Origin of the sequence: Methylobacterium sp. B4, assembly GCF_003201865.1 — a bacterium.
Lineage (GTDB): Bacteria > Pseudomonadota > Alphaproteobacteria > Rhizobiales > Beijerinckiaceae > Methylobacterium.
In genome coordinates this window covers 367054-386943 of the sequence record NZ_QJJJ01000001.1, presented here as the reverse complement: position 1 = coordinate 386943, position 19890 = coordinate 367054, and the positions used below count along the sequence as shown (strand labels likewise).

Genomic DNA, 19890 nt, shown 5'->3' with positions numbered 1-19890 from the left:
CGGGATGGGATGTCGAACCGACGAGGCTTGACGCAGCGGTCGCGGCGTAGGCTCTGGCGGCCATGGTCATCCTCCCCACCCGCAGGCAGGTTCTGGGCGGCCTCGGCGCCACCACGCTCAGCGTCGGAGGGGGCTACGCCTTCGTCGTCGAGCCCCGGTTCCGGCTCGCGCTGACCCGCTACGCCCTGACGCCGCCCGGCTGGACACCCGGCCTGCGCCTGCGAGTCGCGGTGATCGCCGACATCCATGTCGGTGAGCCCTACATGCCGCTCGACCGGGTGGCGGAGATCGTGGCTGCGGCCAATGCGCTCGCGCCCGATCTGATCCTCCTGCTCGGAGACTACCCGGCCGGCCGCAAGGTCACGTGGCGGCCCGTGCCGCTGCCCGACTTCGCCCGCCTCGCGGCGGAGCTTCGCGCGCCGCTGGGCACCTACGCCGTACTCGGCAATCACGATTGGTGGGACGACCACGCGGCGATGCGGGCGGGGAGGGGGCCGGTCGAGGTGCGCCGTCTCCTGGAGGCCCGGGGCATTCCCGTTTTGGAAAACGATGCGGTCCGACTCGTCCACGGGGGCCGGCCCTTCTGGCTGGCAGGGCTCGCGGATCAGGAGCCGTTCCTGCCGATCGGCAGCCGCCGCAGCCTGGCCGACATTCCGGCGACTTTGGCGCAGGTGAGCGACGACGCGCCGGTGCTGCTGATGGCGCACGAGCCCGACATCTTCGTCGAGGTGCCGCGACGCGTGTCGCTCACGCTCTCCGGCCACACCCACGGCGGACAGATCCGTCTGCTGGGCTACTCACCGGTCCTGCATTCCCGCTACGGCCAGCGCTTCGCCTACGGCCACATCATCGAGGAGGGGCGCCACCTCATCGTGTCCGGCGGCCTCGGCGTCAGCCGGGTGGGCGTGCGGCTTGGGGTTCCGCCGGAGATCGTGCTGATCGAACTGGGCGAGGGCGCCCCCTCCGCCTGACCGCCTTCCGCCCCGTCTCTCCCGGATCGGCCCTTGCGGATCAGCCCTTGCGCGCGGCGGCGCGGCCCACGTGCAGGAAGCTGCGCTCCCCGGTCGCGGCCTCGGCGACGTGCTGGATCGTGTCGAGGAGCTGGGTGATGGGCCGCGGGCTCGGGGCCGGGGCGAGGGCGTCCGGGGCGACCCGGCGAGCGGAGGTGCGCCCGGCCACGAGCTGCGCCTCGCTCAGGACATCGAAACTACGGCCGACTCGTCGGTTCATCGCTCTCTCCCCTCGGGCCGACGGTGGTCGATCATGGTAAACGAGGCGTTAACGGCAGGAAGCGTTTCCTTTGGCCTCGGCGGGTTCCGCGCGGGGCCATGCCTGCGGACGACGCCGCCCGAGGCCGGTCCTCAGCCCGACCTTCGCGCCGCATCCTCGGCCCAGAGATGGATGGCGGCATAGGCTCGCCAGGGGCGCCATGCTGCCGACCGGGCGAGAAGCTGGACTCGATTCGGCCGCCCGTTACCGTCATCGAGGGCGCGCATCAGGCCGACATCGCCGGCCGGCAGCGCGTCGCTCTGCCCCAGGGCGCGCATGGCGACGTAATGCGCCGTCCACTCGCCGATGCCCGGCAGCGCTTTCAGCCGCGCGACCGCCGCATCGAGATCCGTGGCCGGCGCGAACAGATCGGGCGTGGCCATCATGGCCGCGGCGAGACCCTGGACTGCCCGGCCGCGGGCGCGGGGCATGTTGAGCACCCGCGACACCTCCGCCTCCAAGAGCTGTTCGGGCGTCGGGAAGAGGTGGGTGAGATCCGGCTCGCCCTCCCGTTCGGCCGGCGTCAGCGGCGTGCCGAAGGCCGCGACGAGACGGCCGGCGAGACGCGTCGCAGCCGTGACGGAGACCTGCTGACCGAGGATCGCCCGCACCGCGAGTTCGAACCCGTCGAAGGTCCCCGGCATGCGCAGGCCCGGTCGCCGCGCGGCAAGATCGGCGATGAGGGAATCACGGGCGAGCCCCGCCGCGATCGCGGCCGGATCGGCGTCGAGATCGAACATCCTGCGCAACCGCGCCAGAATCGCCTCGCGGCTGCCTGACGCAATGGCGCCGCGGATGCGTACGCGCAACCCGCCGGACGCCGGCCGGACGGACAGGGTGCCGCACCGCCCGTCGAGGCTGAAGCTGCGGGCGTAGCGGCCCGGCCCGACGCTCTCGACGCCGGGGCTGGCATGGTCGGCGAAGAACCGCTCGAGATGGTCCCAATCGTAGGGCGGGCGGAAGGAAAGCGCCTCGTCCACTTCGTTTGCGGAAGCGCGTGCCATCGTTTCCAGGGGAGGGATCGTCGGAGGAGATCCCCCTCCTGTCGGACGGGCGTCAGAGCGGCGCAACCCGTCCCGTGCTCTCGAACTCCGCTGTGTCGTCCACGAGATCGGTCAGCGAGACCTCGATCTGCCGGCCGTCCTGAAGGTGAAGCGTCGCGTCCGGGGTCAGCCAGAACGGACGAAGGGCGGCGTGGCTGCCGGTGATGCTGCCATGGGCGATCACCGCGCCGTCGCGGCGCTCGACCACCACCTTGTAGCGGATCTTGATAGGCTCGAGCCCTTCCGCGGACACGGTCCCGCGACCATTCACGACCTTCAGGACTTGGTTCGGTTCGAACATGGGACGTCAGGATACGCAGGAGCGGGAAGAGAAGGCAACGAGATTGCCACTTGTTCCCGGCCTACGGCGCCGCTTTTCCCCTTATTCGACCTGTCTCGCTCCTGTGAGGGCTCCGCCGCGGCCTCGCGGCCGGGGCCGGACGCCTCAGGGGAGGTCGCGTACGACGACCCGGCCGCGCTCGACCGAGAGAGCCATGCGACCGTGCTTGAGCGCGAGCGCACGTTCGCCGAACAGGCTGCGGCGCCAGCCCTGCAGCACCGGAACATCCGCCGCGTCGTCCTCGGCCAAAGCCTCCAGATCGTCCACGGTGGCGATGATCTTCGGCGCCACGCCCTCCGCCTCGGCCACCGCCTTGAGGAGCACCTTGAGAAGATCGACGAGGGCACCGCTGCCGCCGCCCCGGGAGCGGCTGCGCTCGGGCGCGGCGATCTGCGACAGGTCGCGGGCAAAGCCGCGCTCGACCGCCGCCAGGATCTCCGAACCGGTGCGCGAACGCTCGAAGCCGGCGGGGATGGTGCGCAGCCGTCCGAGCGCCTCGACGCTGCGCGGGGCCGAGGTGGCGATGTCGATCACCGCCTCGTCCTTGAGGATGCGGCCGCGGGGCACGTTGCGGCTCTGCGCCTCGGCCTCGCGCCAGCCCGCGACCTCCATCAGCACCGCGATCTCCCGGGGCTTGCGCATGCGGCCCGCAAGACGGCGCCACGCGAAGGCGGGATCGGCCTGATAGGTCTCGGGCGAGGTGAGGACCGCCATCTCCTCGTCGAGCCAGAGCCCGCGATCGGTGCGCACGAGTTCGGCCGCGAGCACCTGATAGATCGTCACGAGATGCGTGACGTCGGAGAGCGCGTAGGCGAGCTGTGCCTCGGAGAGAGGGCGGCGCGACCAATCGGTGAAGCGGGAGGACTTGTCGATGCGCGCCTTGGCGACGTCGTTGACGAGCTGCTCGTAGGAGACCGAGTCGCCGTAGCCGCAGACCATGGCCGCGACCTGCGTGTCGAAGAAGGGCTGGGGCAGCAGGCCGCCCAGCAGCCAGACGATCTCCAGATCCTGCCGGGCCGAGTGAAACACCTTCACGGTGCCCTCATGCGCCATCAGGTCGAAGAAGGGTTTGAGGTCGAGCCCCTTGGCGAGCGGATCGACGAGGCAGGCGAATCCGTCCGGCCCTGCCATCTGGATCAGGCAGAGTTTCGGATAATAGGTCGTCTCGCGCATGAACTCCGTATCGACGGTCACGAACGGCTGCGCGGAGAGACGGGAACAGGCGTCGGACAAGGCCTGCGTTTCGGAGATCAGTTCCATGGAACTGGCTATACCGAAGGTTGCCGGGCGCCGCGAGACGACGGAAGGCCAATTGTCCCCACGGGATTGCATCCCGGGGGAAAACTTCGTCGGCTCAGGCCGCCCGCCGCGGGCCACGCCCGATGCGGCCTCGACGCTGGGCCTCGGCGCGGGCGAGCAGCCAGTCGAGAATCCCGGTCTCGATGCGCGTGCCCGAAGCCGGCTCGGTCAGCCGGCGGATGCGGTCGACCCTCAGACCGCGATAGAGGCCGTGGGCGCGGTCCGTGCCGCCGAGCAGCGTGCGGCCGGGGCCGAGCTTCAACTCACGCGCGTCCAGGGTGCGGGTGGTCCAGGCGCCGCGGGCGTCCTCGTAGACGACCTCGAACGCTCCCTCGAGCGGCAGGGTGCGCCAGACGCCGCCCGCACGCTCGGCCGGGTCGCGGCGGGCATCTGCCCGTCCCCGCGAAACGGGCGCTTCGGCTTGGAAAAAATCATGGAAGTCCATGAAGTTGATATGGTATTTGCCCCTGTTTTCCACAAGGGATTTGCGCCCCGTCCAGCGCGCTCGTGCCGCGGCGCACCGGCATTGTCTGCATTCGAAATCGCGTTAGATACAGTCTAAGGTCACGCTTGGCGCGGGCGGGCAGGATAGGATCCCGGAGAGGCGACAATGCAGTGGCGTAGGTTTCGGACGGCATCCCTCGCGGTTGCGGCAGGGCTCGCGATGACGCTGGCCGCAGCGCTTCCTCCGGCGCCCGCAGGCGCTCAGACATTCCAGACGGCGGCCCCCCACGCGATCCTCATCGACGCCGAATCCGGCTCGGTGCTGTTCGAGAAGGCCGCCGACGAGCTGTTCTCGCCTGCTAGCATGGCCAAGCTGATGACGGCCGAGATCGTGTTCCGCGCGATCAAGGAGGGGCGGCTCAACCTCGACACCGAGTTCACGGTCACCGAGGACGCGTGGCGCCGCGGCGGGGCGGGGGGCGGCGGCTCCTCGATGTTCGCGCAGGTGAACAGCCGCATCAAGCTCTCCGACTTGCTGCGCGGGCTCATCGTGCAGTCGGGCAACGACGCGGCGATCACCATTGCGGAGAACATGGCCGGAAGCGAGGAAGGCTTCGCCGGCATGATGAACCAGCGGGCTAAGGAGATCGGGCTGACGCGCTCGACCTTCCGCAACGCCACCGGCTACGCGGCGCCCGACCAGAAGGTCACCGCCCGCGACATGGCCCGGCTCGCCGAGCACATCGTCCAGACCTACCCCGAATTCTACAAGATCTACTCCGAGCGCGAGTTCACTTGGAACAAGATCAAGCAGCAGAACCGCAACCCGCTCCTGACCCTCGACATCGGCGCCGACGGCCTGAAGACGGGATATCTCGAAGAGTCGGGCTACGCGCTGACCGCCTCGGCGGTTCAGAACGACCAGCGGCTGATCATGGTGATCTCGGGCCTCAAGACCGCCCGGGACCGGGCCGCGGAAGCGCGCAAGCTGATGGAATGGGGCTTTCGCGCCTTCGAACCCCGACAGATTTTCGCGGCCAACGAGCCGGTGGCGGAGATCTCGGTCTTCGGCGGCGAGAAGGGTTCCGTGCCGGTCGTCGCCAAGAAGCCTGTGCGCATGCTGGTGCCCCGCGGCGCCTCGGACAGGGTCTCGGCCAAGGTCGTCTACCAGGGTCCGGTCGCGGCACCGATCGCGCAGGGCCGGGAAGTGGCCCGCCTGCGCGTGACCCGCGGCGACGCGGTCGCCCTGGAGCAGCCGCTCTATGCCGGGGAGAGCGTGGAGGCGGGCACCCTCTCGCAGCGGGCGTTGGACGCGGCCATGGAGGTCGGGACCGACCTGATCCGCCGCGCCTTCGAGAAGGCCAAGGGCGGTAACGCGCAGCCGGCCGGCGCCGCCAGCGGCCATTCCTGAGGCGGGACCGGCCTCCGCTAGGGCGTCTCGGACGTGTTGGCGGGGACGTAGGCGCGAATTCCGAGGGGAAGGTCGGCGCCCGGGCGCTGGAACGCGTCGCCGGCATTCGTCGGCGCGGCCTCGTCCGCGCCGCCGCGCACGCTGAGCGACGTCCAGGGACCGGTGATCTCGAACAGGGTGGCAGGATGCACCGTGCCGTCGCCGGAAGCCGGCGTCGGCGGCCGCAACTCGGCCCGGGCCTGGAGCCGGCGGTCGATCAGGCCGATCCGACCGCTGAGTGAGGCCCGGACGCCGCGGGCGGTCAGCGCGCCCTCGACGATTTCGCCGACGCCGTCGGCGAACAGGACCGAGATCGCAGCCTTCTCGAAAGAGGTGCGGCCGTTGCGGCGGGCGAGGGAGCCCGGCGCCGGAGCGCTTCTGCGCTGCACCACGTCGGCGAGGTCGAGCCCGCTGAGCGCGCCGTCGGCGCTGGCCAAGGCGAGGCGGCCGGTCAGGGCGCGGATCATCCCTTCCGTGTCGCGGCCTGCCCCCTCCACCGCGAGGCTGCCCTGGCTCGCACCGAGCATCCAGCGATCCTGGCCGAGATCGGTCAGCAAGGCGCCGAGGTCGAGCCGGTCGAAGCTGCCCTGCGCCTTCACGCGGGTCAGCGTCGGGTCTCCCTCGGCGCTGGAGAAGATGGCGCGTCCCTTGATCACGCCGCCCTGTACGGTCGCGCGGCCGAGTGAGGCCTCGATCCCGTCCTCGCGCACGAGCACGCTCGAGGCGAGGTCGCTCATCTGAACCGGGCCAATCCGGGCGCTGCCGGCGGAGATCCGCAGATCGAGGTCGCCCCCCGTCAGCGGGCGCAGATCGAGAGGCCGGCGCCGCCAGGCCGCGTCGGGGGCCTCGTCCAGGCCGGTCAGGCTCAGGAGGTCGGCCAGCAGGGGCGAGAGGTTGAGGTTGTCGGCGGCGAGCGTCGCCTGCACCGCGTTGCGCCGCGGCCCGAAACTGGCCGAGCCCGCCCCCTCCAGGATGTTGCCGCCGGTGCGGACCGTGACGTTCGGGAACTGGATCTGGCCCGCGGCGGCCTCGAAGCTGCCTTCGACCGAGAGATCCTGCACGAAGGGGGAGAGGGCGAGATCGCCGCCAGTCAGGGCCAGGGTGCCCGGCAGGGACCGGGTCTGAAGGATGCCGCTGCCCGAGGCCTTGAAGCCCTCCCGCAGGCTGCCGCCGCCCTCCGCGCTAAGCGATCCGGACGGCCAAGCAAGGGAGGCCACGAACGGACTCGTTTCACCGGACAGGAGCGCGTGCGGGCGCAGGTCCGTGAGGGTGAGTTGGACGGTCTGGTCGTTCCAGCGCAGGGAGCCTGCCAGGGCGAGACTCTCGCTCCAGGCCGGCCAGGACAGCGTCAGGTTGACATCGCGGGCGCTCCGGAGCGCTCCGTCGCGGGGGTCGCGGCCCGTCACCGTCGCGCGGGCCAGGATGATGCGCCGGGGATGCTCGTTCGACTCGTCGGCGATGCTGTGCATCAGGCGCTCGGTCGCGCCGGCCCAGCGCGTATCGCCGGCTTGCTGCGGCAGGTGCACCTCGGCGCCGTGGAGACTGAGCGAGTCGACCTCCACGCGGCCCGTGATCAGGGCGGGAAGGTCGAGCTGGAGCGAGAGGCTGCCACCGGCAGCGAGGATTGGGCCGGCCTCGTCGCCCTCGTTCAGGCGGATATCCTCGAACACCACCCGAGGGACCGGGAGCAGAACGATCTCCGTGCGCCCCCTGGCGGTGAGGGCCACGCCCCAGCCCTGCTGCAATCCCCGGCTGACGAACCGGGACACGCCGGGCGCCTCGACCGACCAGGGCAGGCAGGCGGCGACCAGTCCGGCAGCGACCAGCCCGAAGCCGAGGGCGGGAAGGGTGCGGCGCAGCGACATTTCACTCCGTGAGGACGAGGCGACCGGGGCGGCGTTCCGCCGAGAACCGATGCTTAGCCGGTTGCGAACTCCCTGTCCCGCGACCGAACGGCCGACGACCGGCCCATCCTCGGCTTCCGCCTCGTCGAACCGCGAGAGTGACCGGCACCTGTAACGGCGCGGGACTTTTGCATCGCGCACAAATGCGTCCGCGGTTTGACGAACGCCCTACCGCGTTGCACACCCGGGCATCGTCGAGAGCAGGTGAACCCGCCGCCGAGTCACGGCCGTGCCCGGGAGCGAACGACGACGAGGGAGGGACGGTTTCGATGAAGAAAGTCTATCCGGATCCGACGGCGGCGCTGGCCGGACTCCTGCGCGACGGCATGACGATCATGGCCGGCGGCTTCGGTCTGTGCGGCATCCCGGACGAGCTGATCGATGCCATCCGGGCCTCGGGCGTCAAGGGCCTGACGGTCATCTCCAACAATGCAGGCATCGACGGCGTCGGTCTCGGCAAGCTGCTCGATACCCGCCAAGTCGCCAGGATGATCTCGTCCTATGTCGGCGAGAACAAGGAGTTCGCCCGACAGTATCTCGGCGGCGAGCTGGAGATCGAGTTCAACCCGCAAGGGACGCTGGCCGAGCGCATCCGCGCGGGCGGCGCGGGCATCCCGGCCTTCTTTACCAAGACCGGCGTCGGCACCAAGGTCGCCGAGGGCAAGGAAGTGCGCGAGTTCGACGGCGAGAGTTACGTGATGGAGCGCGGGCTGTTCGCGGATCTGGCCATCGTCCACGCCTGGAAGGGCGATACCGAGGGCAACCTCGTCTACCGGAAGACGGCCCGCAACTTCAATCCGATGATGGCCACGGCCGCCGAGGTCACGGTCGCCCAGGTCGAGCACCTCGTGCAGCCGGGCGAGATCGACGCCGACCACATCCACACCCCGGGCATCTTCATCGGCCGCATGATCCACGTGCCGGCGCGCGAGAAGCGCATCGAGCAGCGTACCGTGCGCCAGCGCAAGCAGCCGGAAGCCGCGGCGGCCGGCGGCGGCCAGATCTGATCCGAACAGCCGGCCGCGAGGCCGCGAGCGCGACGGCGCGTCGCCGCCCCTGCGGCGGACGGCGCATCGTCGCTCCGACGATGCGCCAAACGAGGAAGAGACAATGGCCTGGACCCGTGAGCAGATGGCGGAGCGCGCCGCCCGGGAGCTGGAGGACGGCTTCTACGTGAATCTCGGCATCGGCATCCCGACGCTGGTGTCGAACTACATTCCCGAAGGCATGTCGGTGCAGCTGCAATCCGAGAACGGCATGCTCGGCATGGGGCCCTTCCCCTACGAAGGCGAGGAGGACCCCGACCTCATCAACGCCGGCAAGCAGACCATCACCGCGCTGCCGACCACGAGCTACTTCTCCTCGGCCGATTCCTTCGGAATGATCCGGGGCGGGCATATCGACCTGTCGATCCTCGGCGCGATGCAGGTCGCGCAGAACGGCGACCTCGCCAACTGGATGATCCCCGGCAAGATGGTGAAGGGAATGGGCGGGGCGATGGACCTCGTGGCCGGCGTGAAGAAGGTCGTCGTGGTGATGGAGCACGTCGCCAAGGGCAAGGACGGCTCCGAGGCGCCCAAGCTCCTGAAATCCTGCGACCTGCCCCTGACCGGCACCGCCGTGGTCGACATGGTCATCACCGATCTCGGCGTCTTCACCATCGACAAGAAGGGCGAGGGCGGCATGACGCTGGTCGAACTTGCCGACGGCGTCACCGAGGACGAGATCCGCGCCAAGACCGAAGGGGCGTTCAAGGTCGCTCTCGCCTGAACCAGACCGGCGCACGGAAGGGCGGCCCGTTTCGGGACGCCTTTTCCCGCCTCCGGCCGGGTATGGCTAAGCCGGCATTAATCGGGATCGTCGAAAGCTTCGCATCGACCGGGACGGCGCCTTGAGAGCGCACCGGTCCGGGAGCTTTTGGCGATACGTAAGGTGCTGTGTATGCGTAGCGTTCCGGGAACGGACAACGTCATCCCCTTCCGCCGGCCGTCGGTGCCGGGGCAGGGTGCCCTCAACGGCGGATTCGGGCCGGTGCCGGCCCCGCGCAGCCGGGCGCGGGCCGACCAGCGCAGCCTGATGGATGCGGTCTACGCCACCGGCAGCCTGCGGGTCCCGGCGGGCGACCGCGAGACCAAGCTGATCGCCTCGCGCCTTCAGGTCTATGGCTTCCTGACGATCGAGGAGATGGGTGAGGACGGATCCCTGCGCCGCCTGCGCCCCTCCGAGGCGATCCGCGCCCGTTCCGAGCGGCCCTGGCGCCTCTCGAAGGCCGGCTACGGCGCGAGCCTGGCCGTGACCATCCCTTCCGTCGACGATTTCCTGTTCGAGCCCGCCGGCATGCCGGCCTGATCTTTCCTCGCGGGCGCCGCCGGGTGATCCTCGCGACTGCATCGAGCGCGGGATGGGGCATTGACCGCGCGCCGCCTCAACCCGTAAGCGCCGAAGCCATGCTGCGCGAGCGCCCGCATCGAACTGTGCACGGCCGCGCGATCATCGGTGTGATCGCGCTCTACGCGCTCGTGCTCCAGGCCTTCCTCACCGCCTTCGCGCCGGCCCCGCCGCGTGTCGTGGGCGGGGTGATCTGCGCCGAGCACGGCGTCCCGGATGCGCCCGACGAGGACGGCCGCGCCTGCGCGCACGCCGCCTGCTGCACCCAGATCCAGGCCCTGGACCATCACGCGCCTGTCCCCGCGGTCTCCACTCCAGCGGCTCGGCCGCCGCGCGCGACCCCCTTGCTCTGGCGCACCGCCGAGGCGGTGCAGGCCCGCGCGCCCCCGGACCAGGGATTCGGTCCCCGAGGTCCGCCCGCCGTCTGAGTCGATCAACCGATCCCTCGGACGCGGACCTCCATTGCATGAGTCTCTCGATTTCGGCCGGCCCTGCGGCCGTGGCCGCCGCGCGCACCTCGCGCGATGCGGTCTACCGCGCCGTCTGGCGCTGGCACTTCTATGCGGGCCTCATCTGCCTGCCCTTCCTGATCCTGCTCTCGGCCACCGGGGCGATCTACCTGTTCAAGGGCGAGATCGAGCGGAACGCCTTGGCCCATCGCGCCGTCGTGGCGCCCTCGGCGCGGGCTCCCCTCGAGCCGGATCGCCTCGTCTTCAACGCCATGCAGGCGGTTCCCGGCGGTGATCCGGTCTCCTACACCGAGCCTGCCGGCCCCACGGGCTCGGCCCTCGTCACCCTGACCGAGGGCGCGCGCCGGACGCTGGTCTTCCTGAACCCCTATACGGGCGACGTGCTCGACCGGGTCTCCGCCGAGCGTGACCCGATGGGGATCGTGCGGCGCCTGCATAGCCTCACCCTGTTCGGCACGGCGGCGAACGCCCTCGTCGAGATTGTCGCCGGTCTCGCGATCATCCTCGTCGTCACGGGCGCTTATCTCTGGTGGCCGCGGGGGCGAACGACTCGCCTCATGGCCTTGCGCGAGACCCCGCGCCGCCGGGTCTGGTGGCGCGACCTGCACGCGGCGACCGGGCTGTTCGCGGGCGCCGGCCTGCTCTTCCTCGCCCTGACCGGCCTTCCCTGGTCGGTCTGGTGGGGGCAGGAGTTGCGCGCGTGGTCGAACCGGGCCGGTCTCGGGCAACCGAGCGCGCTCTGGGCCGGCAAGCCCGTCTCCACCCTGCGGATGGGCGAGCGGTTGGAAAGTGCGGGCTGGGCGCTCGCGGATGCGCCGCTGCCGCGATCCGGTTCGGCGAAGGCCCCGTCCATCGGCATCGACCGAGCGGTCGCGACCCTGCGGGAAATGGGCATGCCCACGGGCTTCGAGCTAGCCCTTCCGGTGGGCGAGACGGGCGTTTTCGCCGCCTCTGCCTATCCCCGCGACGTCACCCGCCAGCGCATGATCTCCCTCGACCGCTACAGCGGCCAGCCGATCCTCGACCTGCGCTTCGCCGATCTCGGCCCGGTGGCGCGGGCGATCCAGTTCGGCATCGGCATCCACAAGGGCGAGCACTGGGGACGGGCGAACCAGCTCGTGATGCTGGCCTTCTGCCTCGGCACGATCCTGCTCTGTCTGAGCGCCGCCGTGATGTGGTGGAAGCGCCGCCCGGCCGGAGGCCTCGGCACGCCGCCCTGGCCGCGGGACCGGCGGATCGTCGCGGGCGTGACCGCGCTCATGCTCGGCCTCGGCGCCCTGTTTCCGATGACCGGCCTCGCGATCCTCGCCCTGCTCGGCCTCGATCTCGCCGCCCAGACCCTGCGGGCCGCCGCGCGCGCCTGACGCCTCGCCTTCGCGGGCCGGCCGGCCCGCGCGCTCCGATCTCACGCCTCACGAGCCGTTCCATGTCCCACCACACTCGTGCGCGCCGCGCCGCGTGGTTCCTCGCCGTGCCCCCGCTGGTCCTGGCTGCCGTCCCGGCCGCGGGCGAGACCGTCACCCTCGAAGAGCTCTCCGTCACCGGCGAAGGCGACGCCCGCCCGAAAACGGGATCCGGCGCCTCCGGCTTCGGCGTCGCCGCCCCGCCCGGCGCCGCTCTTCCCGCCATCGAACGTCCGGTCGGGCAGGTGGTCACGGCGGTCGGGCGGGAGGGCACGATCGCGAACCGCCCGGCGACGAGCATCGGCACGGTGCTGCTCGACAGCCCCGGCGTCACCCTGCGCCAGGGTAACGGCGGTCGCGACGTGGTGATTTCGATCCGCGGCAACAACGCCCGCTCGACCGGCGTAACGCGCAACATGGTGGTGCTGGAGGACGGCTTTCCCGTCACCCAGCCCGACGGGGCCTCCCGCTTCGATCTGGTCGATCCGCGGGCCTATGCCCGCATCGACGTGTTCCGCGGACCGCAATCGGCGCTGTTCGGCAACTACGCCACCGGCGGCGCGCTCGCCTTCCGCACCCGCACCGGCCGGGAGATCGACGGCTACGAGGTCGGCGTCGATGCCGGCAGCTACGGCTATCTCAGCCACTACTTCACCGTCGGCGGGGTGAGCGGCCCGTTCGAGATCAGCCTCTTCGCCAGCGACGTGCGCGCAAACGGCTACCAGGAGCACGCCTCCTACGACACGCAGACGATCAACCTGCTCGCGAGCTACACGCCGAGCCCGGACAACCGCTTCACCCTAAAGGTGATCAACAACGAGATCACCGCCAACATCCCGGCCCGCGCCTCGCTCGATCAGTTCCGCATCAATCCCTACCAGCGCGGCTGCGCCACGGCGGCGGATGCGGCGCCGGGCTGCACCACCTTCGGGCTCCTGGCGAACGGGGCTTTCGGACCGCGCGTGCCGGTGACCGCCGCCGAGGGCGCTTTCCGCCGCAACGACCGGCGCACCATCGTCGCGGGCCGCTGGGAGCACGATTTCGATGCGCAGACCGCGTGGCGCGTGCAGGTCGGCTTCGACGAGCGCAACTACAACCAGCCCTTCTACACCACCTCCGGCCGCGGCAGCCTGCCCTCGTACTTCGTGCAGACCGACCTGACCCGGCGCGGGGAGCTGTTCGGCCTGCCCGCCATCGGCACCGTCGCGCTCGCCTACAGCGCGGTGGACATCTTGGCCTCCACCTACAACCGCGCCCCCTATGGTGGCCCAAGGCTCGGCGCGCTGATCGGGCTGCAGGACGCGCTGCAAGCCAATCTCGGTGGCCGGGCGCGGCTCGAACTCGAACTGGCGCCGGACTGGGCGGCGGTCGCCGGAATCAGTGCGGAAGAGACGAGCATCACGGGGCGCAACCGCACCTTCGCGACCACGGCCGCGGGCACGACCAGGACGCTGGCACAGACCGACCGCCGCTTCCTCAACGTCGCGCCGGAACTCGCCCTGGTCTACCGGCCCACTCCGGACTGGGCCCTGCGCGGCCGGGTCGCGACGGGCTATTCCACGCCCGGCTTCTCGAGCCTGTTCGTCACCTCGGCCGGGCTTCCCGGCAACAATGCCGACCTGAAAACGCAGGAGAATCTCGGCTTCGATCTCGGTACCGACTTCATCCCCTTCGAGGGACTCAAGCTCAGCCTCACCGGCTTCTACGAGTTCTTCCGCAACGAGCTGGTCACGCAGTCGCCGGGGGCGGGCCTCTTGAGCTACAGCTTCAACGCGCCGGCCTCCGAGCACCGCGGCATCGAGGTCGGGGCCGACTGGACCTTCGCGCCGGGCTGGCGCGGCAAGCTCGCCTACACCTTCGACAATCAGGTCTACACCGACTACATCGAGCAGATCAGCGCCGGCAGCCTCACCGCGCGCTTCGACCGGGCGGGCAACCGCATTCCCGGCGTGCCCGCGCATCAGCTCCTCGCCCGGATCGGCTACGACGTGCCGGCCGGGCCGCTAGCGGGGCTCGGCGGCTTCGCCGAGGTCGTGGCGCAGGACGGCTCCTACCTCGACAACGCGAACTTCCTGAAGGTGCCGGGTTTCGCGATCCTGAACCTCAACATCCACTATTCCGCGCTGCTTCCGAACGGCTACGCCCGGCGCATCGACCTCTACGGCGAGATGCGCAACGTCTTCGACGCAACCACGATCGGTTCGGCCAATCCGCTCGCCAACACCATCGACCCCGCCACCGGCGCACAAAACGGGCGCGCCGTCCTCGCCGGCACGACAGGCTCGATCTTCGCCGGGCCTCCGCGGACCTTCGTGGCGGGGATGAAGCTGTCGTTCTGAGGAGCTAGGCTCGTCCCGGGGCCGTCGCGGTGCCAGTTTCACGCTGCGCGTCCGAGGCAACGCTTCGGCGGAGCGCTCGAGTCGGCACGGCCTCGTGAGCCCTGATAGGCGAAAGGCCGGCTTCGTGAAGGAGGTGGGCCTGGCACGCGGCGGCGCGGCGAGCCGAACGCGCGTGCCGGGGCGAGACGCCCTCCGGCAGCATTCCGACACTTCCCCGCTTGACGGCCAGAAGGCCAGGATCGCCCCAGCGATCGAGCAGGGCCTGGAAGGCCGCGTGGCGGGCGGGATCGAAGGCCGTCCGGCGGCCCATCCGATCCTTACCGGGATGCGGCGGGTCGAGGCTCGCGCAGGGCACGAAGCCGGCCGGGATCGGCGTCGTCGCCGCGTGGGTGCGGCCGGCACGCAGAATCGCCGGAAGGACGAGCGTGCGCGGCCCCGCAGGTCTCGCCTGACCGGCACGGGGGATCGGCGTATAGACTTCGATGCGCCCCAGACGCGCTCGGAAGACGCGGTGCGGGCTCATCGCCGCGAGGTTCAAGCCGACCGGATTGTCGCCCGCGAAGAGTGGCCGCCCGGTGCCGGCGCGCAGACAGGCGAGGATCTCCCGATCGCTCACCCGAACGCAGGCATCGACCGCCCGCAGGCCCAGCCCGAGATCGAACAGGATCGCCGCGCGATCCTCCTCCCGCGCGGCGTCCCGGTCTGGTCCGAGTTCGGTCACCTGGGTACGCCCGGCCATGGCGCAATCGGCCTCGGGCAGGCACAGCGCCACGGCGTGGTTGTAGCCGCCGGAAAAGCCCGTCTCGTAGGCGACCGGCCGGAGGCCCGGAGCAAGCGTGAGGGCGAGCGCACCGCGATCCGTGGCCAGCCCGATCCGCTCGTCCGGCAAGGCGCGCGACGGCTCGTTGGCATCGCGCACGAATTCGGCCAGGGCACCGAAGCTGCCGAGGCTCCAAGTGGTGTCGGGGTCGGCCAGCGCGCTGCGCAGGAGCGCTTCGATCTCTGACGACGTGGGCAAAGGCTCCATCTCTCTCCTGCGTCACCGCCCATCCGATCGGCCGGGCACGCCATCGGGCCTGTCGTCGGCGCTGTTTGATTACCCCTATCCGGTCGCATCGCGGCTCACCGCTGATGCCACGCTTCGGCCATTGCCTGTTTCGGCGTTTGCTGGAAATCTCGAGTGCGAACCATCATACGACCGCTGACGTGATCAGGAGCTTGCCGATGGATACGGTCGATCTGACGGATGCCGAAGGCCGCTTGAGCGAGTTGGTCGATCGGGCCGAGGCCGGGGAATCAATCGACATCACCCGGCGCGGCCGGCCGGTGGCGCGTCTGACCTCCGTCGCAGGACCTCGGAAGCGGATCGAAGTGGCCATGCTCCGGACCCTGACGGCGACGATGCCGCCACAAGACGAGAGTGCCGTCGATCTCGTCCGTTCGATGCGGGACAGCGATCGTTCCTGATGCTTTATCTCGACACGTCGCTGATCGTCGCAAGCCTGTCCAACGAAATCTCGACGGCCCGTGCGCAACAATGGCTCGGGGAGCAAGATCCCGAGGACCTTGCGATCAGCGAATGGACCCTCACCGAGATCTCCTCCGCCTTCGCGATCAAGCTCCGCACAAGCCAGATCGACCTGGGTCAGCGCGCAGCAGCACTCGCGATGTTCAACAGGCTGGTCGCCGAGAGCTTGCGCGTGTTGCCGATCGAAGGCAGCCATTTCCGAACGGCAGCGACGTTCGTCGATCAGCATGCGCTCGGTCTTCGCGCCGGGGACGCCCTGCACCTCGCGACCGCGTCGGCGCACGGGGCGACCGTCACCACACTCGATCGACGCCTCGCCGAAGCTGGTCCCGTCCTCGGCGTCCCGACGCATCTGCTAGTCTGACGCCGCACACGACGGCTCGACGGCCGACAACCACGGCAGCGACGTCCCTCACTCCCACTCAATCGTGCCGGGCGGCTTCGAGGTGATGTCGTAGGTCACCCGGTTGATGCCCTTGACCTCGTTGATGATCCGCGTGGCGACGCGGCCGAGGAAGGCCATGTCGAAGGGGTAGAAGTCGGCGGTCATGCCGTCGACGGAGGTGACGGCGCGCAGGGCGCAGACGTGGTCGTAGGTGCGCCCGTCGCCCATCACGCCGACCGTCTTCACCGGCAGGATCACCGCGAAGGCCTGCCAGATCGTGTCGTAGAGCCCGGCCTGCCGGATCTCGTCGAGATAGATCGCATCGGCCTTGCGCAGGGCCTCCAGCTTCTCGCGGGTGATGACACCGGGACAGCGAATGGCGAGGCCGGGGCCGGGGAAGGGGTGTCGGCCGACGAAGGCCTCGGGCAGGCCGAGTTCCTTGCCGAGGAGACGCACCTCGTCCTTGAACAGCTCGCGCAGCGGCTCCACGAGCCGCATATTCATCCGCTCAGGCAGGCCGCCCACGTTGTGGTGGCTCTTGATGGTCACCGAGGGGCCACCGGAGAACGAGACGCTCTCGATCACATCCGGGTAGAGCGTGCCCTGCGCCAGGAAGGCCGCGCCGCCGATCTTCTTCGCCTCGGCCTCGAACACGTCGATGAACAGGCGCCCGATCGTCTTGCGCTTCACTTCCGGGTCGTCGACGCCTTCGAGGGCGCCGATGAACAGGTCCTGCGCCTGAACGTGGACGAGGGGGATGTTGTAGTGGTCGCGGAACAGGCGGACCACCTCGTCGCCCTCGCCGAGGCGCATCAGGCCGTGATCGACGAAGACGCAGGTGAGTTGGTCGCCGATCGCCTCGTGGATCAGCACCGCCGCGACCGAGGAATCGACGCCGCCGGACAGGCCGCAGATCACCCGCTCCTTGCCGACCTGCTCGCGGATCTTGGCGATCGCCTCCTCGCGATAGGTACCCATGGTCCAGTCGCCGGAGCAGCCGGCGATGTCGCGCACGAAGTTGCGGATCAGGAGCGCCCCGTGGGGCGTGTGATGCACCTCGGGGTGGAACTGCACGGCATAGTATTTTCGCGCCTCATCGGCGACGGCCGCGAAGGGCGCGTTGCGCGACATCGCGATGGTACTGAACCCATCCGGCAGCTTGGTGACCCGGTCGCCGTGGCTCATCCAGACCGGGTACTTCTCACCCGTGTGCCAGACGCCCCTGAAGAGGGGGGAATCGGAGAGAATCTCGACCTCGGCCCGGCCGAACTCGGCATGGTGGCCGCCCTCGACCTCGCCGCCGAGCTGGGCCGCCATGGTCTGCTGGCCGTAGCAGATGCCGAAGACCGGCACGCCCGCCTCGAAGATCTTTTGCGGGGCGCGGGGCGAGAGATCGGTGGTGACGGATTCCGGGCCGCCGGACAGGATCACGCCCTTGGGCCGGTGCTCGTCGAAGGCGGCATCGGCCTTGGTGAAGGGCACGATCTCGCAATAGACCCCCTCCTCGCGCACCCGGCGGGCGATGAGCTGGGTCACCTGGGAGCCGAAATCGACGATCAGGATCTTGTCGTGGTGGGACGTGTCGATGGTCATGCTGCCTCGGGCCTTATCCGGTATCGGTTAGACGAGGCCTCGAAGCGGCGCAACGCGCAGCGTGTCGGGGGGCACATGCGGCGGCCCTCAGATCGCTGCCATTAACCTGACGTTCACCGTTACCTTGCGACACGGCACGCCCCTCGAAACGGACAGGAATTATCCGACCATGAGAGCTGCCCTCTTCGGAATCGCCGTCACGATCGCAGGCTTCGGCGCCGCCGCGCCGGCTCAGGCTCTTCCCCTGGCGGGCGCCGCCCCGCTCTCGGACGGCCTCTACCAGGAAGCGCAGTACCGCAGCCGCCGCGTCATCCGCGGCCCGCGCTGCAAGACCATCATCACCAAGCGCCGCGGCCCCTACGGCCGCACGGTCGTGACCCGCGAGAAGCGCTGCTTCTGATCCCGGTCGCCCGATCGGAGAACGCGAGCGGCCCCCGGAGACGGGGGCCGTTTTCATTTGGATGAACCCTGGCAAAGTGGAGGCCGCGTCGGGTGCGAGACCGCGCGATCCGACCAAGCTCCGGGGCTGCGACCGATACGGCCTGCCTCCCCGGCGCAAGGGAGATGTCGGTAAGTGTCTGGAGATTCGCTGCGCAGGCTTGCCGCCGGGCTGCTCGTCTTGTCAGTCCTGGTCGGAGGCAGCCGTCTTTTCACTGGAGTGATCTACCTGGCGGATGAGCCGACCGCGCTGCTCGTGCTCAAGCGCGGACCGGCCCTGTGGATCGAACGCCCGGAGAGCCAGGACAGACCCTTCGCGGAACAGATCGTGCTCGATCGAGAAGAGCCCGATCTCGTCTACGGCGGGCTGTACGTTGCGCTGATGAGGATGGCGCCCATCCTCGCGCCTGCCTTGGCCGGTGTCGCCCTGCTCCTGACGGCGATGGCCCGGCGACGCCCGTCGGGCAAGCGGGGCTGAGCTTCGAAGGGATGCCCGCGCCGGGTCGACCGCGGCCCGTCGCTACGACTTCAGCAGGCCGTGGCCGCGCATCCAGGCCATGAACAGGGCGGGCCAAGCCGCTGCCGGGCTGCCGGGCACGCCGAGGCCGAAGCCGTGGCCGCCGCGCTCGAACAGGTGCATCTCCGTCGGCACCTTGGCTGCCCGCAGGGCCGCGTACATCAGGAGCGGATGGTCGGTTACCGCAATTCTATCGTCGGAGGCCTGGACCATGAAGACCGGCGGGGTGCGCGCGTTGACCTGGACCTCCACAGAGTAAGCCCGCCGCCGCGCATCGGGCGGATCGTCGCCGACGAGGACCCGGCGGCTCGTCATGGTGCGATCGAAGGGCGCGCGCATGGTGACGATGGGGTAGATCAGTCCGGCGAAGGAGGGGCGGGCGCTCAGCCCATCCGCGTCGTCGAGGTCGTCGTAGAGATCCTGCTCGGCATCGGTCGCGGTCACGCCCATCAGGTGGCCGCCCGCGGAGAAGCCGAGCACGCCGATCCGGTCGGGATCGAGGCCGAACTCCTCGGCCCGCCAGCGCACGAGCCGCATGGCCCGCTGCGCGTCCTGCCGGGGCGCGTCCGGGCCGTCGCGCCACTCCTCGCTCGGCAGACGGTAGATCAGCACGAAGGCGGTGATGCCGGCCCGGGCCAGCCAATGGCCGACGGGCAGGCCCTCGTTGCCGATATCGATGCGCAGGTAGCCGCCGCCGGCCGCGATGACGATGCCGGCCCCGTTCGGGCGCTGCGGCCGGATCACGAGCAGGCAGGGCCGCACGACGCCGGTCACGACCCCAGTCAGCGTTTCGTCGAAGCGGTACTCGGAACGGAACGGGCCGCCGCCACCCGGCGGCAGCTCCGGCCACAGGTCGATGACCTCGAGCTCGGCGCCCGGTGCCGCTTGCGGCAGGGGCTGGACGGTCTCGCCCGTCTGCGGGCGCACCGGAAGCCGGGGCGCCGGCTGCTGCGCGTGCGCCGACTCGGATCCGCTCAGCATCGCCGCCGTCCCCGCGAGCAGAGCCCGCCGATGCAGCGTCATGACATCCGCCTCGTCATCGCATCTCCCGTCGCGACGCCGCGCGGGAAACAGTCCGGG

General features: G+C 70.1%; 21 protein-coding genes. 12 read left to right on the top strand and 9 right to left on the bottom strand.

The window, feature by feature from the left end; translation table 11 throughout:
• The first annotated feature begins 62 nt into the window (after positions 1 to 62).
• Positions 63 to 971: a metallophosphoesterase gene (locus tag BY998_RS01905; protein WP_110349917.1), complete on the top strand. Its 909-nt coding sequence runs from the start codon at positions 63 to 65 to the stop codon at positions 969 to 971.
• 40 nt (positions 972 to 1011) lie between these two features.
• Here BY998_RS01905 and BY998_RS01900 read toward each other — a convergent pair whose 3' ends face one another.
• The 5 genes from BY998_RS01900 to BY998_RS01880 all read right to left on the bottom strand — a co-directional run bounded on the left by BY998_RS01900 (position 1012) and on the right by BY998_RS01880 (position 4396).
• Positions 1012 to 1230, bottom strand: coding sequence for a hypothetical protein (locus tag BY998_RS01900; protein WP_110349916.1), 219 nt, complete (start codon positions 1228 to 1230; stop codon positions 1012 to 1014).
• Between the two features lie 131 nt (positions 1231 to 1361).
• Positions 1362 to 2273, bottom strand: a complete 912-nt coding sequence (locus BY998_RS01895; RefSeq protein ID WP_110349915.1) for a DNA-3-methyladenine glycosylase — start codon at positions 2271 to 2273, stop codon at positions 1362 to 1364.
• 52 nt (positions 2274 to 2325) lie between these two features.
• Positions 2326 to 2613, bottom strand: coding sequence for a hypothetical protein (locus BY998_RS01890; protein WP_110349914.1), 288 nt, complete (start codon positions 2611 to 2613; stop codon positions 2326 to 2328).
• A 144-nt stretch (positions 2614 to 2757) separates the two neighbouring features.
• Entirely contained in the window at positions 2758 to 3912 is a 1155-nt protein-coding gene (gene rnd, locus BY998_RS01885) for a ribonuclease D (protein ID WP_110349913.1), read from the bottom strand.
• Positions 3913 to 4006: 94 nt separating this feature from the next.
• Positions 4007 to 4396 carry a hypothetical protein gene (locus BY998_RS01880; RefSeq protein WP_181425405.1) on the bottom strand — a complete coding sequence of 130 codons (390 nt, stop codon included), beginning with the start codon at positions 4394 to 4396 and terminating at the stop codon, positions 4007 to 4009.
• A 219-nt stretch (positions 4397 to 4615) separates the two neighbouring features.
• Between BY998_RS01880 and BY998_RS01875 the strand changes: the two genes are divergently transcribed.
• The gene (locus tag BY998_RS01875) at positions 4616 to 5806 is read left to right on the top strand and encodes a D-alanyl-D-alanine carboxypeptidase family protein (protein ID WP_110349912.1); all 1191 of its coding nucleotides are present in this window, start codon (positions 4616 to 4618) and stop codon (positions 5804 to 5806) included.
• A 17-nt stretch (positions 5807 to 5823) separates the two neighbouring features.
• Here BY998_RS01875 and BY998_RS01870 read toward each other — a convergent pair whose 3' ends face one another.
• Positions 5824 to 7710 carry an AsmA family protein gene (locus BY998_RS01870; protein ID WP_110349911.1) on the bottom strand — a complete coding sequence of 629 codons (1887 nt, stop codon included), beginning with the start codon at positions 7708 to 7710 and terminating at the stop codon, positions 5824 to 5826.
• Between the two features lie 308 nt (positions 7711 to 8018).
• Between BY998_RS01870 and BY998_RS01865 the strand changes: the two genes are divergently transcribed.
• The 6 genes from BY998_RS01865 (at position 8019) to BY998_RS01840 (ending at position 14349) form a co-directional block, all read left to right on the top strand.
• Positions 8019 to 8756 carry a CoA transferase subunit A gene (locus BY998_RS01865; RefSeq protein WP_110349910.1) on the top strand — a complete coding sequence of 246 codons (738 nt, stop codon included), beginning with the start codon at positions 8019 to 8021 and terminating at the stop codon, positions 8754 to 8756.
• A gap of 103 nt (positions 8757 to 8859) precedes the next feature.
• The gene (locus BY998_RS01860) at positions 8860 to 9519 is read left to right on the top strand and encodes a 3-oxoacid CoA-transferase subunit B (protein WP_110349909.1); all 660 of its coding nucleotides are present in this window, start codon (positions 8860 to 8862) and stop codon (positions 9517 to 9519) included.
• Between the two features lie 171 nt (positions 9520 to 9690).
• Complete coding sequence (locus BY998_RS01855; RefSeq protein WP_110349908.1) at positions 9691 to 10098, top strand: hypothetical protein; 408 nt, start codon at positions 9691 to 9693, stop codon at positions 10096 to 10098.
• Positions 10099 to 10247: 149 nt separating this feature from the next.
• Complete coding sequence (locus BY998_RS01850) at positions 10248 to 10565, top strand: hypothetical protein (protein ID WP_245421443.1); 318 nt, start codon at positions 10248 to 10250, stop codon at positions 10563 to 10565.
• Between the two features lie 38 nt (positions 10566 to 10603).
• The gene (locus BY998_RS01845) at positions 10604 to 11971 is read left to right on the top strand and encodes a PepSY domain-containing protein (RefSeq protein WP_110349907.1); all 1368 of its coding nucleotides are present in this window, start codon (positions 10604 to 10606) and stop codon (positions 11969 to 11971) included.
• 62 nt (positions 11972 to 12033) lie between these two features.
• Entirely contained in the window at positions 12034 to 14349 is a 2316-nt protein-coding gene (locus tag BY998_RS01840; protein WP_110349906.1) for a TonB-dependent receptor, read from the top strand.
• 4 nt (positions 14350 to 14353) lie between these two features.
• Here the strand turns inward: BY998_RS01840 and BY998_RS01835 are convergent, their stop codons facing one another.
• Entirely contained in the window at positions 14354 to 15376 is a 1023-nt protein-coding gene (locus BY998_RS01835) for a hypothetical protein (protein WP_245421442.1), read from the bottom strand.
• Between the two features lie 197 nt (positions 15377 to 15573).
• Between BY998_RS01835 and BY998_RS01830 the strand changes: the two genes are divergently transcribed.
• Both BY998_RS01830 and BY998_RS01825 read left to right on the top strand, forming a co-directional pair.
• Positions 15574 to 15816 carry a type II toxin-antitoxin system prevent-host-death family antitoxin gene (locus tag BY998_RS01830; RefSeq protein WP_110349905.1) on the top strand — a complete coding sequence of 81 codons (243 nt, stop codon included), beginning with the start codon at positions 15574 to 15576 and terminating at the stop codon, positions 15814 to 15816.
• A complete protein-coding gene (locus tag BY998_RS01825; protein WP_110349904.1) occupies positions 15816 to 16241 on the top strand; it encodes a type II toxin-antitoxin system VapC family toxin in 426 nt (141 codons plus the stop codon). Before BY998_RS01830 ends, BY998_RS01825 begins: the two co-directional genes overlap by 1 nt.
• A 48-nt stretch (positions 16242 to 16289) precedes the next feature.
• On the opposite strand, the gene guaA is transcribed toward BY998_RS01825, so the two are convergent.
• Positions 16290 to 17855 (bottom strand): glutamine-hydrolyzing GMP synthase, encoded by a 1566-nt coding sequence (gene guaA, locus BY998_RS01820; RefSeq protein WP_110349903.1) that lies wholly within the window; start codon positions 17853 to 17855, stop codon positions 16290 to 16292.
• A gap of 169 nt (positions 17856 to 18024) precedes the next feature.
• Here guaA and BY998_RS01815 point away from each other — a divergent pair, with 169 nt between their 5' ends.
• Together BY998_RS01815 and BY998_RS01810 are read left to right on the top strand one after the other, a co-directional pair.
• Positions 18025 to 18255 (top strand): hypothetical protein, encoded by a 231-nt coding sequence (locus BY998_RS01815; protein WP_110349902.1) that lies wholly within the window; start codon positions 18025 to 18027, stop codon positions 18253 to 18255.
• 174 nt (positions 18256 to 18429) lie between these two features.
• Positions 18430 to 18771, top strand: coding sequence for a hypothetical protein (locus tag BY998_RS01810; protein WP_146221741.1), 342 nt, complete (start codon positions 18430 to 18432; stop codon positions 18769 to 18771).
• Between the two features lie 42 nt (positions 18772 to 18813).
• Here the strand turns inward: BY998_RS01810 and BY998_RS01805 are convergent, their stop codons facing one another.
• On the bottom strand, positions 18814 to 19833 hold the full coding sequence (locus BY998_RS01805; protein ID WP_110349900.1) for an alpha/beta hydrolase: 1020 nt from the start codon (positions 19831 to 19833) through the stop codon (positions 18814 to 18816).
• Positions 19834 to 19890: the final 57 nt, after the last annotated feature.